At 54.6% G+C, this 14,136-nt stretch carries 9 protein-coding genes; 2 read left to right on the top strand and 7 right to left on the bottom strand.

Annotation, left to right across the window (positions count from 1 at the left end; genetic code table 11):
* The first annotated feature begins 137 nt into the window (after positions 1-137).
* Positions 138-1,751 carry a methyl-accepting chemotaxis protein gene (locus LVD14_RS04065; protein WP_237132752.1) on the top strand — a complete coding sequence of 538 codons (1,614 nt, stop codon included), beginning with the start codon at positions 138-140 and terminating at the stop codon, positions 1,749-1,751.
* Between the two features lie 5 nt (positions 1,752-1,756).
* On the opposite strand, the gene LVD14_RS04060 is transcribed toward LVD14_RS04065, so the two are convergent.
* The 3 genes from LVD14_RS04060 to LVD14_RS04050 all read right to left on the bottom strand — a co-directional run bounded on the left by LVD14_RS04060 (position 1,757) and on the right by LVD14_RS04050 (position 4,428).
* Positions 1,757-3,343 (bottom strand): EAL domain-containing protein, encoded by a 1,587-nt coding sequence (locus tag LVD14_RS04060; protein ID WP_237132751.1) that lies wholly within the window; start codon positions 3,341-3,343, stop codon positions 1,757-1,759.
* Positions 3,344-3,515: 172 nt separating this feature from the next.
* Positions 3,516-3,722, bottom strand: a complete 207-nt coding sequence (locus LVD14_RS04055) for a cold-shock protein (protein WP_237132750.1) — start codon at positions 3,720-3,722, stop codon at positions 3,516-3,518.
* Positions 3,723-3,993: 271 nt separating this feature from the next.
* Entirely contained in the window at positions 3,994-4,428 is a 435-nt protein-coding gene (locus tag LVD14_RS04050) for an MAPEG family protein (RefSeq protein ID WP_237132749.1), read from the bottom strand.
* Between the two features lie 337 nt (positions 4,429-4,765).
* Between LVD14_RS04050 and LVD14_RS04045 the strand changes: the two genes are divergently transcribed.
* Complete coding sequence (locus LVD14_RS04045) at positions 4,766-6,217, top strand: amidohydrolase family protein (RefSeq protein WP_237132748.1); 1,452 nt, start codon at positions 4,766-4,768, stop codon at positions 6,215-6,217.
* 30 nt (positions 6,218-6,247) lie between these two features.
* On the opposite strand, the gene LVD14_RS04040 is transcribed toward LVD14_RS04045, so the two are convergent.
* The 4 genes from LVD14_RS04040 to LVD14_RS04025 all read right to left on the bottom strand — a co-directional run bounded on the left by LVD14_RS04040 (position 6,248) and on the right by LVD14_RS04025 (position 13,910).
* A complete protein-coding gene (locus LVD14_RS04040; protein ID WP_237132747.1) occupies positions 6,248-7,450 on the bottom strand; it encodes a tetratricopeptide repeat protein in 1,203 nt (400 codons plus the stop codon).
* A gap of 90 nt (positions 7,451-7,540) precedes the next feature.
* On the bottom strand, positions 7,541-9,184 hold the full coding sequence (locus LVD14_RS04035) for a hypothetical protein (protein ID WP_237132746.1): 1,644 nt from the start codon (positions 9,182-9,184) through the stop codon (positions 7,541-7,543).
* Positions 9,185-9,199: 15 nt separating this feature from the next.
* The gene (locus LVD14_RS04030; RefSeq protein ID WP_237132745.1) at positions 9,200-11,506 is read right to left on the bottom strand and encodes a TonB-dependent receptor; all 2,307 of its coding nucleotides are present in this window, start codon (positions 11,504-11,506) and stop codon (positions 9,200-9,202) included.
* 115 nt (positions 11,507-11,621) lie between these two features.
* Positions 11,622-13,910, bottom strand: a complete 2,289-nt coding sequence (locus LVD14_RS04025; protein WP_237132744.1) for a carbohydrate binding family 9 domain-containing protein — start codon at positions 13,908-13,910, stop codon at positions 11,622-11,624.
* Positions 13,911-14,136: the final 226 nt, after the last annotated feature.

The raw sequence follows: 14,136 nt of genomic DNA, 5'->3' as shown, positions 1-14,136 counted from the left end.
CAAAGTGTCGTGCGCCTCCCAAAAATGTGACAGTTTGGTGACAACGTCGCGCATTTCCTAAAGAACTGCGCCGAACTGCCGCTTCTTGATTTTGACTAGACACATTTCCTCTACTTAGTTTCCAAGACAGCAAAGACATGAACTCTATCAAAGCACGACTGATGACTGTTGTGGCAATCGGCCTCGCCGCCTTCCTGGTCGCCAGCATTATTGCCATTACGATGCTGCAGCGAACCATTGCTGCATACGAACAACTGGTTGTTGACCAGGTAGCAATAGAACGTGATGTTCAAAATATCAATCTGGACTTCAAAATTCAGGTTCAGGAGTGGAAAAACGTCCTTCTGCGAGGCGCAGATGCCGAGCGGCGGGATCAATACTGGACACGGTTTACCGAGTTACATGAAAGCATTCAGCAACGCAGCCAGAGCCTGTTGCAGCGAATGCATCCGGGCGATGCGCGTGAGCTGGTCAGCAACTTTCGTGAGCGTCACCAGGAGCTGTATGACGCTTACCAGAGCGGACTGAATGCATTTGTCTTCAGCGGCTTCGACCATACGGTTGGCGATCAGGCCGTATCTGGCATCGACCGCGAGCCCACTCGTCTGCTTCAGGAAGCGGTTGATGAACTCAGCGCTGCCAGCCAACAGTCTGCCACCTCATTGTCGGCAAGCAGTGAACGTCTGGTGTTGCTGTCCTACCTGGCTATCTGCGTGATCGCCGGTCTGGTGCTGCTGATCACGCACCTGGTCATCAGCCGGGGCTTCATTCAGCCTTTGCTGGACATAGGCAAGGTCGTGGAGCGGATGTCACATGGCGACTTTGCAGAGCCGATTGTATCCAACCGCAAGGATGAGCTCGGCAAGTTGAGCACCGAGCTCTCGCAGATGCAGGACAAAGTGGCCAGCATTATTCGCTCGGTGCAGAGCGAGGCAGCGACGCTGGCCGCCGCTTCCGGTGATATCAATGAAGTCTCTGAAGAAATCAATGTGCGCACTCAAGACTCTGAAAACTACACCGATCAGGTGGCTGCTGCCATCACCGAGATGAGTCAGACCATCCAGGAAGTAGCCAGTAACTCCGTACAGGCGGCCAGCGCTGCCGAACAGGTTGATCAGAGCGCACAAAGTGGTATCAAACTGATGACCAGCACATCGACTGCAATCGACTCGCTGTCGACCGATGTTCAGCATATTGCGACGCTGATGAACCGTCTTCAGGAAAACACCAGTAGCATCGGGACGGTGCTGGACGTTATCCAGGCGATCGCCGAACAGACCAACCTGCTTGCCCTGAACGCTGCCATCGAAGCAGCCCGAGCCGGCGAACAGGGTCGCGGTTTTGCTGTGGTTGCTGACGAGGTAAGGGCCCTGGCGCAGCGCACGCAGGAATCCACCACCGAGATTCAGCGCATTATCAGTGAGCTTCAGAATGGCGCGAGTGCGGCGGCCGATGCCATGCGGCACGGGCAGACCAAAACATCGGAGGCGGTCACGCTGGCAAGCGATTCACAGCAGGCGCTGAATGAAATTGGTCAGGCCATCGCGTCGATCAAGGACATGATCACGCAGATTGCCACGGCGGCCGAGGAGCAGAGCTACGCTACCGATGAAATCAACCGCAATGTGTTGCTGGCGGTAGAACAGGCCCAGAAGTCTCGCGTCGCCGCTGAAAAGTCCTCGGGCACGGCGGACGATCTGGACAAGTCAGCGAAAAAGATGACCTCACTGGTGTCTGCATTTAACACCTGAAACCATCAGCCAGAGGCTGGCTGCTCGCCCTGCAACTGAGCAATCAGCCTCCTGCTTCTGACCGGTTTGCTGTACAGCCAGCCCTGCGCGCAGCAGACGCCTTTCTCCCGCAGCACATCCGCCTGAATCTGCTGCTCGACCCCCTCTGCAATCACCTCTACATTCAACTTGTTTGCAAGTTCTATTAGATGGAATACCAGCTGTGTTTTCACTTCGTCCTGAGCGATCGTCTCTACGAACAGGCGATCAATCTTCAGGTAATCAATATCGTAGAGCTGCAGGTAGGCAAAGTTGGAGAACCCGGTTCCGAAATCATCGATGGCAATCTGGAATCCCATTCTTCGAAGCGCCTGAATGGCCTCGCGTGTTGTCAGCCGGTCGACAAAACTGCTCTCGGTAATCTCGACAAGAAAGCGACTGGCATCAGCACCAGAGCTTTCCAGAAGCCGCGACAGGCGATCCGGCAGTTTGGGATCGGCCAGATCGTAGCCACTGATATTGATCGACACGTAGAAGTCATCAGTCTGTTGCAAAAAGGATGACATGTCGCGGGCGATCAGGCGCAGAACTTCGTCAGTGATCGCATGGATGACACCTTCGCGTTCAGCCAGAGGAATGAACACATCAGGCTGAATTCGCTCTCCATTGCGGCGCCAGCGAAGCAGTGCTTCGGCGCCAATGCAGCGCTGCTGCTGAATATCCATGATGGGCTGGTATTCCAGATAGAACTCACGCAGCCTGATGCCGGCCTCAATGTCTTTGCGAAACGACCTTCGACGGAAGAACAATTGCGTGGCCAGACCAGCCAGCACCGCACCGCCTACAATAGCGAACGGCAGTACCCGGTAGATCTGCTGAAGCACGCTTGCATTCGCTGCACTGCGCAACGCCATAACCAGCACACCAATGGTGAGATCCTCTTCACTGGCCTTATAGTGAAGCACGTATTCGTTGTACGGATAGGTACCGCTACCCTGTCCAGAAACATACTCAATCATTGCCAGGTCGGGCTGAATGTCTCCGAACTCCGCGAGGGGTGCCGGGCCGTTCTCTGTAAACTCCAGAACAACCAGAGCTGTGCCCGCAGGTTCAAAACCATAGAAGATATCATCTGCGTTGAGAGCAACGCCAAAGCCTGAGGGTTGTTTGAGGATCATCAAAGGGGCGGATGCCACAGCCCAGGGTAGCTGCTCATCTATCCAAATTTCGGCACCACGAAAGTTTCGACCCGTGGACTCCCCCAGATCAAATGCCGGACTATGTACCTCTACACTGGAGCAACGTAAACTATCGCCTTCGATGTAAAGTGCAGACTGAACATAGCGAAACGAGAGGGAGCTGAGCCGCATGGCTCTCAGCGCTTCATCACCGCAGGGCTCTGTGGCAAATGGTACCAGGCCCTCTGTGGCGGCACGAAACTGGTAAGCAACGTCTTCTGCGCGGGCAAGCACGGTACCGGCGGCAGATGCCAGTGCTGCATTCTGCTGATCGACTGCCTCGTCGCGCGCATACCAGAACCCTGCGACAACAGGCGCAATAAAAGCGACTATTGCCGGCAGCAACCAGATTGCGCCTGTATTCTTAATCTTCACGTTTCCAGTTCACCCAAGCCGCCTCACAGGCGCAGTTGGCTGGGACATTCAGTGTAGCCACGCCTTACGATTACGCCAAGGTGACCCTGCCCCCACACTGCAGATAATACTGGAAACAAAAAAAGGCCACCACTTTCGTGGCAGCCTTTTTGTTTACCGCGTCAGTAGGTGATTACTGAGCGATGACGTTCTCGGCCTGCAGGCCTTTGGCGCCTTTGGTGACCGTGAACTCAACACGCTGACCTTCAGTCAGGGTTTTGAATCCGCTGGAGTTAATGGCGCTGTAATGTACGAATACATCTTCTCCGCCGTCCTGGGAAATAAAACCAAAACCTTTTGATTCGTTGAAGAACTTCACTTGACCTGTCACTGTAGACATAAAATATTCCTTAAAAATTACTTAAATTAGATACGCACCGAAATTAACTTCGGTCAGCAGAAAACGACGATTACAAATACATTTACAGGACGAGGGGTCTACGTGCGGCACTTCGTATTGCAGATATAGATATAGCCTTTATTCCGGCATAGGTGGCAGTCTACAGCAATCCGGGGCTGCGTCAATGATTATTATTTTTAATTTTTTATGACTGCTCAGTCAGTTTCTAAAAATTAAATACGCGGCACCTACCATGCAGAGACCGGGCTGCTCAGGCAGTCCGGCCAAGTAAAGAGAGGAAAAACGTCAACCAGAGGCAGACAATAACGAGGAAGCTGCCCAGGAATGCCACCAGGCGGTGCATCACCCGGTTATAGCCGCAGTGAATGATGCTGTGCGCCATACGCAGCAGCACAAACAGCCAGGCCCCATAAGCCAGCCAGACTGGCGTATGCTGCACGGAGAGAGAAACAGCCACCAATGCATAGAAAAGCACCGGCACTTCAAACAGATTCCGGAAGTTGTCAGCCGTCTGGACGTTCTCCAGCTTGGCAGCCATCTTGGATGAGGTCGCGACCGCCTGCGGGTGGATACGCTTCTGGCGCATCTCGGTAACCCGCGTGTAAAGCAGTCTGGCGCCGACCAGAAAGGTCAGGAGGACCATCGCCAGAGTGGCGGCCACAAGCAGTGTAATATTATTGGTCATATTGAGATTCTCCTTCTCTGCTGTCCTTTGCTTACGTATTCCGCAATTTGCAGGCCTTTTTTGCATCAGTCTCGCCAGCATGAACAACGATGATGCTGGATGATGTCGAACTTTACTGTTTGCCCGTTCAGAAATTCAATATAAATACCTTAACAAATGCACCACTTAATAGTCAGATAGCCTAAGGATTTGAGTCGCGCCCCATCATCATCTTCAATATATTCTTACTTTTCAAAGAGATAGAAATTGGTCCGATTTTTGATTGTCTCTCGGCACAACGCCAGGCAAATGGCGACAAACAACAAAGCCCTCGAGGCAAATGACAAGGAGCACGCTTATGACCAGGATTAATAAACTGCTTTTTACTATCGTTGTAACGCTGTCAGTTCTGCAGCCAGCCTTTGCCCAGTCACGGGCCACAGCCCAAAACCCCGGGACCATCCTGCTCGACTCAGTGCACATTATCGATGTGACAGCTGGGACTGTCAGTGACATTCAGCAGGTTCTGCTTCGGGACGGCCGTATCGTGGCTATTGGTGAATCTGTGGCAGACAACGTCGACCCCAATGCCGAAGTTCTTCGAATAGACAGCAATAACGGATACCTGATGCCTGGCCTGATGGATATGCATGCACATATTCGACACCCACTGGCAGCCACACTGATATTTCCACAGTTTGTAGCCAATGGTGTGACGGGCATACGGGAGATGAACTCTGAATGCGATGGCCCGCAACCAGGCGCGCCCTGCCTGCAGCAAATGCAGACCTGGCAACAACAGATTGACGCCGGTGAGCTTGTCGGACCTCGCCTGCTGGCGCTTAGCAGTTTCCCTGTCAATCCGCCCTGGGACTATGAGGCCACAGAGGAACAGATCCGTGGCCTGGTCGCCGAAATGGACAATCGTGGCGTTGACCTGATCAAAACATATTTTCGACTCAGCCCACAAGCCTTCCGCTGGCTGGCGGATGAAGCTGGAAGACGTGAGCTGATGGTCAGTGGGCATCTGCCTGTGCCGATGACCGTGACAGAAGCTGTGCAGGTCGGACTTAACAGTCTGGAGCATGCCCGTGACCTGTTATTCGACTGCTTTCCGGGCTCGTCGGAGTTCCGCAGCACGCAACGCACCCAGAACCCTTCGGTCGACTGGCTGCAACGCATGGTAACCGAACACAACAGCGCACAGTGCGAACAGATTCTCAAGACCATGGCTGATAATGACACCTGGTACGTCCCCACGCATGTCACCCGACGCATGGATGCCATGGCGGGAGACAGCGCTTTTAGAAATGATCCGCGCCGCCAGTACATCTGGCCAGAAGTGCTGCAAAGCTGGGATGCGGATGCCGACAATATGCTGGCCATGGCACCATCATCAGAGGAGCGAGCCATCGTCGCCGGCTTCTATCAGAAAGGGCTGGAGCTGACCGGCCAGGCGCAGGACGCGGGCGTGCGGATTTTGATGGGCACCGACTCAGGGGACAGCTATTCGTACTTCGGCGCCAGCGCGCATGATGAATTACAGGAGCTGGTCAAGGCGGGTCTGACACCTGCTCAGGCGCTGCAGGCGGCGACAATTTCCGCTGCCGAGTTTTTGGGCATGCAGGATGACTACGGCGACTTAACGATCGGCAAGGTAGCCGATCTTATCCTTTTGCGCGCCAATCCGTTGGAAGACATCAGTAATTCGATGACGATTGAGGCCGTTTTTATGGGAAAACAGTACTATGATCGTGAAGCACTGGATACCATGCTGCAGAACGTGGCAGCAGAAATAGACGCGATGTGAGTGGGCCTGAAAATGACGTTCAATGGATATTCAATCTGAATAGTAGGCTGCCATTTTGGATTTATAGACTCGTTGGGCGCTGCGGCGCGATGCCTGTTCCATGGCCTCGGTCAGCGCCAGACGGGCTGAGTGGATATTGCCGAGCTGGTAGTTCGCACTCGCAATGCCTGCATAGGCTTCGTGCAGATAGGGCGCCACTTCCAACGCTTTGTAAAAGAACTCGATCGCGCGCGGATAATCACCTTCCTCCATGGCCGACTGCGCCACCTGGTACCAGTGAAACGGGCTGCTATCCGGCATGGACATCAGTTGTCTCTCAATACGCCGCGCGTCCGCTTCACGCCCCATAATGGCCAGCAGGCTTCGATAGTTCTTCAATACTGTCAGTTTGTCGTCAGCATGGCTTATGGCATAGCGGTATATCTGCTCGGCCTCGTCATAACGGCCCTGCTGTCGATTGATCACCGCCAGTGTGTTTAGGGCATCGGGGTGATCCGGAGCAAATCTCAGCGACTCAACAGCGTTCCAGTAGGCCAGGTCCACATCGCCTTTACGCAGAGCTTCCACTGCCACATTGCGGTAAAACAGCGCAACATAACTTTCGTAACTCAGGTTGGCCACGAAGCGCTCCCGACCAGAGCGAAAATAATCGATTGTAATGCCCCTGTTAAATGGATTCAGCCTATCATCGCCGTCAGATTGAGAGTGCTCAAGCGAATAGACGACTGATCTCACGTGTACGCCTTTTTCCACATAGGGGCCAGTCAGGTCATAGACCGGCGCTTCACTCATCAGTTGCCAGCCAACATCCAGCCCAACCAGCTGCGCCAGTGCTGTTGTCCTGATGGCAAGTGAAAGGCAATTCCCACTGTTTGTCTCCAGCGTCTCAGCTGCCGGCAACGTCTCGGTTTGGTAATTGAACCCCGACTCTTTATCCTTCATGTAGAAATACAGCCGCTGGTGCGCTGGATAAGCACTTAGTTCAAGACGGTTAAAGTAATCCAGAAATTCACTTTTCTGCTGATCGGTCAAATAGTGCACATCATCTGGTGTAACGATGTCTGGTCTGCTTCCATGCAAGTCAGCAAGATCGGCCAGCAGAGTATCAATATCACCGTAAGGTCTGGCTGCGCAGGCCTGCAAAACCAACAACAAAGCAACAAGAAGTGAACGTTTCCAGATAACTGGACGGGAGGCGGGTTCCGATTGGGTAGCGCACTGGCTGTTTCGCATCAGTGGACTCCAGAGAGGGGTTGTCAGTCCATCGTCACACAAGGTGATATTGGCTGCAACCCCTGTCAGACACCGCCTGAAACGATCTGATTACAGGCCAAGCCAGTCACGCACCTGCTCTTCTTTCAGAATGCCACTGTGGGCTTCGGCCTGATGTGCTGGGTCATAGTAGTAGCTGCGCGGCAGCTCACCAAACCAGTTTGGGTCAATGCTGAAGCGCAGGCGTTCGGTGAACGAGTCGGCAAACATCCAAGAGGTAATACCTTCCAGTTCGTAGTCGTACAGAAAGTCCAGAGCATCCTCCAGACCGGCGATGTCATCGGTCGACACCAGTACCAGGGGAAGGTCCGGGTATTCCTTCAACAGCTCACCAAACATTTCCAGTTCGACCATGCAGGGCGGACAGGTTACTGACCACAGTGCCAGCACAAAGGGCTCACCGTCACGCTGCGCCTTGATGTCTTCCAGTGTTGTGGTTGTGAAGGCTCGGATGTCAGGCTTTGCATCGGAAACACGTACAAACTGGTATCCATCTTCATGCGTCATCCAACTGACATGAAGCGCTTCCGGGCCCTGAACCAGCAATGGATGATCGGATCCACCTTCGGTGCTGGCCAGTACCGACTCCTCACTCCAGCTCTGCCCCCCATCCGTTGAGCTGACATGGATCAGGTCGGTGGCGACACCATTGAATCGCTTCCAGACCATGTGCAGAACATCATCGGCAGCCGCCAAAGAGGGATGCCCGGCACCTGGACGCGCATCCATCTGACGCACAAGCGTAGTTTCTCCGGATGCAACATTGTGACGGCCGTAGTACAAGCCGCGATGCGTGTCGCCAGCGCTGAACCAGCTCATGTGATAATTTTCCGCCGAGTCAGCCGGCACCATTGACGGCCCGTGATGCGGACAGGCATCGATCTGCCAGTCATCGACTGTTGCGCGAACTACCGGTGTGACCTCTGCGCCATTAACGGTGGCGATGGCATGATCGCGCGTATTAACATCAAACACATGGCGCCACATAAGTGCCATACCATTGTCGCCGTGTGGAGCTACGGCGATTCGACAGCATTCACAACTATGGTCGGCAATCTGCTGGTTGGGTGCAAAGTTGCGCCCATGGTCGTCGGAGAACGTGTAGAAAACTCCACTGCCTCGGTATTCTTCACCACGCTCTTTAGCGTACTCCAGCTCACGCTTGTCCAGCCAGGTAATGTAGAGCCGACCTTCGTCGGTCAGCAGCATGCTCTCAAAACGGTGGCTGGTCAGCAGACCATCGTCATTGACGGTTCTGACTGACTCAAAGGTCGAGCCCATGTCCGGTGAATAGGTGAAGCGGATATCACCGGTGTGCATACCTTCAGTTTTTTGCGTCCAGGAAACAAACAGTGAATCACTATCTTCGTCGATGATAATCTTCGGACGGTTCTCGCCATTGATTTCTATGTTTTCTGGCTCGTCTGTTACACGTTTGGCAACTGCAAACTGCCGACCGCTGTCGCTGGACTGAGTCAACCAGACATGCTGCTGGTACTCAAAAACAACCCAAAGCGTACCATCTTCTGAAAATGTGGCACTCGGCGCCGACCCGCAATGGACCAACCCGGGATTACTCACATCGCAGGGCTCCAACGCAGCTGCGTTAACGGTTGCGACAGTCACGGCAAGGCTGCCAGTAAATGCCAGCAGCCCCGCCTTAACCAACACCAGAGTCTTATAAAAAATCCGCATCAATCACTCCGATTATTACCAGTCATAAGACACATTCAGGTACAGGGTACGACCCGGCCATGGGTGCGCAACATAGTCGATGTCGTTGGCAATATTGTCCACACCGGCACTCATTGTAAAGCCGTTGTCCCAGCGATAATTGCTCTTGAACCCGGTACGCGAATAACCATCCTGCGCACCAAACACACCCTGCGCGATGTCCATGTTGTCATTACGACCAAAGCTGCTGTCAGCGTACTGGTGATTGATTCCCACATCAAATCGCGAACTGATGCGATAGGTTGCCATCAAGTTGCTGCGCCAGGTAGGCATACGCGGATAGACGTTGCCCTCGATGCTGGGGTCGACACGGTTTTCTACGATCTCATTGTCCGTGTAGGTCACATTGAAGCGCACATCCAGTCTGTCATCCAGAAGACCACTGGCGTTAAAAATAAACTCCGTACCCAGTGTGTCGACCTGATCTATCGGCACAAAGGTGCGCACAGAAAGACCGCCCGGCAGCGTCTCCGACTGAGACTCGATCACATCCTCGATACTTTCCTGAAAGACGTTCACACGAATGTAACCACCTGTGATCGCGTACTCCAGACCCAGGTTGTGATGCAGGCCATCTTCCGGCTTCAGTTCAGGATTGGACTGGTTGATAGCATTGTAGGCCTGATACTGGCTGAACAGCTCCTCAACAATCGGGTAACGGTAGGCTTTGGCCGCCGCGTAGCTCAGCGTCCAGCGGTCGTTCAGCGAGTACGAGGTGCTGAACTTGGGAGAGAAGGAACTACGCTTCTGCTCGGGTACACTCTCCAGCGTCAGACCGGCACCACTGCCATTGCTGAAGAAGCCGTCGTGACTGCGGAACCACTCCTGACGCGCACCGATCTGCACTTCCCACTGCTCATGCGGCAGCCAGTTCAGTTGCGCAAAGGCGGCCTGCAGTGCAGTTTGACCGCCGCTGCGGCTGGAGAGCGATGACTTGGCGCCAGCCTGATAATTATTGGAGTCATACACCGCGATGGCCATTTCATAGCTGTCGTGGCGCAGACCGGTGGTCAGCGTCAGCGTTTCGTCGTCATTCAGCGGGCTGACCAGTTTAAGCTCCGCACCTTCCCAACCGGTGTCGCCAAAGTCTGTGACTTCGCCAGCCAGCGTATGTGCAGGATCAGCGGGGTTACGCTGCGAGTTGCGTGACTCATCGCGCAGGATAGTAAAGTGATTCAGGTTGAGCTCCAACTCGGAACGCGCCAGCACCGGGCCGCGGATCCGCAGGCCTGTCGACAGGCTGTCGCGATCCTGCTCGCCAACACTGAATCGCGAAGCGGGTACCGAAACGGTCCGGCCATCCTGACGGACAGTGCCACCCCAGATAGTACGGCCATCCGTGGCGCGCATGTAGCTGTTCGGGGCATTGTCGGAATAGCGATCTTCGTAAGCCAGATTCAGCAGAGCCGACCACTCGTTCAGATCGTAACCCAGCTTCAGTTTGTAGTTGTTGGTTTCCGTATCCACTACGCCGGTATCACCCAGCCACAGGCGATTGATGCCCATCTGGTCATTACCGGCAACACCGCCGTCGATTTCTGTCGCATTGGTTGCAGATGATGGTGCGCCGTTGTAGAAAGTCTGCGGCTGTGCATCGTTCTCCAGGCGGTTGAACGAGGCATATACACTGAAGTCGCCAATTTTGTCGCCTGCGGAGAAGAAGGTTTTGTAGCCGTTCAGGCGATCCTCAAAACCATAGGCGCTAAAGTCCTGCGAGAAGAAGGAGCTGTCAAAATGGAATTCGCGCTCCTGCGGAATCGCCGACTCGATATTGACCACACCACCCATGGAGTTACCGCTGTAAAGGGCGGAGAACGGACCGTAGAGTACTTCGACCTGGGCGATCTCGCTGGCAGATACCAGCGTCCAGCGCGGGGAACCGTTCCAGCGCGACTGCAACAGATAATGCAGAGGCACACCGTCCGCAAACACCATCGAGCGCGAGGTCTGGAACATATTGGCGCCGCGCATCCCCATGGTGCCATTTGAATCACCAATAAAGCGGCGACGAATGACCAGGCTGGGCTCGTATTTGACGATATCTTCGGTGGTAGCAATGTTGATGCTGACCAGATCTGCCTGGGTCAACACACTGGCCGGGTGCGAAAGGTCGCTGCGCTGGCCAAGCTGCTGGCCCCAGATCATGATTTCTTCTACCTGGGGTGCAGGTTCAGCCGTGGGAGCAGCATCCTGCTGGGCGTGCAGCGTGCCGGAAATGGACAGTAATACCGCACTATAAAGTGCTGAACGGGTAAAAACAGACTTTGCTCTTTGTATAGACACCTAAATAATTCCTCGCAAACCAACAATCTTTTGATATGCGGGGCATTTTAGTGGCTGGGTGTCCAACGGAGAATGCGACACAGTGTCGCACCCTGTGTCGCAGCGCGCTCTTACGTCAGAAGCGGAAGGTGTAGTTGACCTTTATCGCGCCACCACTGGTCAGTCGGGTAAAGCGGCTGTCCCGCAGCGGGCCATCGTCGTACAGCCAGTTGTTGCTCCAGACCACAAACACATCGTTGCCGGGCTGAATGATCCAGCGCAGTCGCGCGTACAGCCCAACGACCTCGGAGATGTCGTCATACTGCACATTGCCGGTAAATGAGACCAGAGGGTTGAGATTCCAGGCCCAGGACAGCCGCACCAGATTGGTGTCGAAGTCGCCCTGCGGCAGCGTCACTTCATTGTGCTGATAATTGGCTGTCAGGGACATGCCGCGGCGTGAGCGAACGGTACCCTGCAGATCAAGACTGGTGCGATCACCACCCCAGAACTCGGACTGTTCGTACTCAAAGCTACCCGACAGCATGCGACGTCCGGCGGTATTGCCGCTGATTGACCACTTATCGGAGTCGTAATCGCCGGGCTGAATGATAATGGTCTCATCGCTGGTGTTATACACAGCAAACGCCCGATCCAGTCGCTCGAAATTCTGACCGACTTCAAAACCCAGACGGTCACCGCTCTCAAAATTCAGCTGCAGCGGCGTGATATTCAGGTTGCGGGTCAGCAGGCGGTCATCCAGATCGGTCAGGTACTCAAAGAACACTTCGTGCTCAGTCTGCCTGACCAATGGCCAGCTTTGCGGACGCGGGGCAATGGTGATGGTGGGCTGGTGGCGACGGAAACCACGACGCTCAACAAAACCCACAGCGGGATCCCATGCCTCGCCAAATTCACGATAGGACGAGTGCACACGCAAGAAGTCGTTTGGGAAGGACCAGCGCAGGCCCTGAGAGCGTCGGTCCGACGAACTGCTGGTGCCACCGGGTACGGGGTCGTTGTGGTAGACCATAAAACCTTCAATCTGGGCGTTATAACGCCCCATGAACTGCGAGGTATAAAAGTCGAAATCCGCACCGATCGTGTGGCGATCGTCCAGCATCGGACCGCCAGTTACCGATTCTGAGGCTCTTCGCGTATAAATCAGACCCACATGCGATTGCTGAAACAGACGGCGTTTGACGCGACCGACGGTAAAGTCCTCCGCGCCCCATGGCCGGACGGTGCCGTCTCCATTATCCAGCGTGGTATCGCCGGTCCGTACCTGATACAGGCCAAGCTCGTAGTCACCGACCTGTCCGCCGAGGCGCGCACCAAAATCTATCGGCACTTCCTGGCCGTTCACCAGACCAATTCGACGACTGAAGAAAGGATCTGCCCAGTTGAATGAAAATACCCCTGAGCCTTCCAGGAAAAACTCGCGCTGCTCCGGAAAGCGCAGCGGAAAACGGGTCAGGTTGACCTGCCGGTTATCCACTTCGACCTCGGCAAAGTCGGTATTCAGTGACAGCGCACCGCGCAGAGAAGGCGTGAAGGAATATGTAATATCGATACCGACCTCAGTGTCACTGCCGCGGCTGGATCCAGCCGCAGGTCCGCTATTGGTTGAGGCATTGATAAAGGGTTTAAGCTCAATGCCACGCCCCTGGCTTATGTCTTCCAGCCCTTCCAGCCGCCCGGTATGGACGGGTCTGAACAGCCCCTCGGTACGGCGCCAGCCATTCCACAAAATCTCTTCGTTAAAGCGACGGATGGTACGCTGGAAATTGATACCCCAGGAGTCGGCCGACGGGTCAAAGTTCAGCGTGGAAAAAGGAATGCGGACCTCGGCTGACCAGCCATTGTCGTGAATTTCGGTGCGGATATTCCAGATGCCGTTCCAGCGCTTGTTAAAGCCGCCACCACCCTCGATCAGGCCGTCACCCAGCAAACCGGCCGGGTTGGTTTCGAAGAAGTAGCCGGTGCGATTGTCGTTGAACGTGCTGATAATCCACATAAAGCGGTCATCAGTGCCAAGGCCGGCATCACGCTGCAACTGATAGGCAAGAATTCCTTCCGGGTTGGAGTCATACAGCATGGCGCCGATGTACAGCGCGTCGTCATCATAAAGGATGCGTATTTCGGTCGGCTCACTTGGGACGCCACCCTCCACCGGCTCCTGCTGCCGAAACTCGGTGATCGGCGTCGCCAGCGCCCATACCGACTCATCCAGTCGGCCGTCCAGCTCAATTTCCGCCCCTTGCGGCATCCGCGCAGCCTGCATGGTGGGACGAACTTCGGTGGTGACAACGGGATCCTGGGCAACGACAGTGTGAGCAGAAAGCCCCAGCGTCAGCGCAACAAGGGCGGGAATGATACTCGTGCAGATACTTCGCGAACTGCGCTGACTTGGCTTGCCGACCACTGTTGATCCTCCAAAAACTGAATAAATTTGTTTTTGTACGCAATCGGAATGTCGGCAGATGTATCCTTTCCTGGCAGCCTGACGCCCCACTGCACCCTAAACCTTCAGGTACAAAAGCCAGGAAGATTACTAAAAAAATCAGAGCCTTGTCCAGAAAAGTCGGGACTCAGGCGGTTTGGGAGGAGACAGGCCACTGGCGCTCGCGCCATGCAGCCAGCAGCTGGCG

This window comes from Pseudohongiella sp. O18 (assembly GCF_021729085.1).
In the GTDB taxonomy this organism is placed as follows: Bacteria; Pseudomonadota; Gammaproteobacteria; order Pseudomonadales; family Pseudohongiellaceae; genus Pseudohongiella.
The sequence above is the reverse complement of the archived record's forward strand: the minus strand, read 5'-3'. Positions and strand labels throughout refer to the sequence as shown.

Excerpts from the sequence above, each read along its gene's own strand:
- LVD14_RS04065 (WP_237132752.1), top strand. The coding sequence starts at position 138 with ATGAACTCTATCAAAGCACGACTGATGACTGTTGTGGCAATCGGCCTC.
- LVD14_RS04055 (WP_237132750.1), bottom strand. The coding sequence starts at position 3,722 with ATGTCTACAGTGACAGGTCAAGTGAAGTTCTTCAACGAATCAAAAGGT.
- LVD14_RS04050 (WP_237132749.1), bottom strand. The coding sequence starts at position 4,428 with ATGACCAATAATATTACACTGCTTGTGGCCGCCACTCTGGCGATGGTC.
- LVD14_RS04045 (WP_237132748.1), top strand. The coding sequence starts at position 4,766 with ATGACCAGGATTAATAAACTGCTTTTTACTATCGTTGTAACGCTGTCA.
- LVD14_RS04040 (WP_237132747.1), bottom strand. The coding sequence starts at position 7,450 with ATGCGAAACAGCCAGTGCGCTACCCAATCGGAACCCGCCTCCCGTCCA.
- LVD14_RS04035 (WP_237132746.1), bottom strand. The coding sequence starts at position 9,184 with ATGCGGATTTTTTATAAGACTCTGGTGTTGGTTAAGGCGGGGCTGCTG.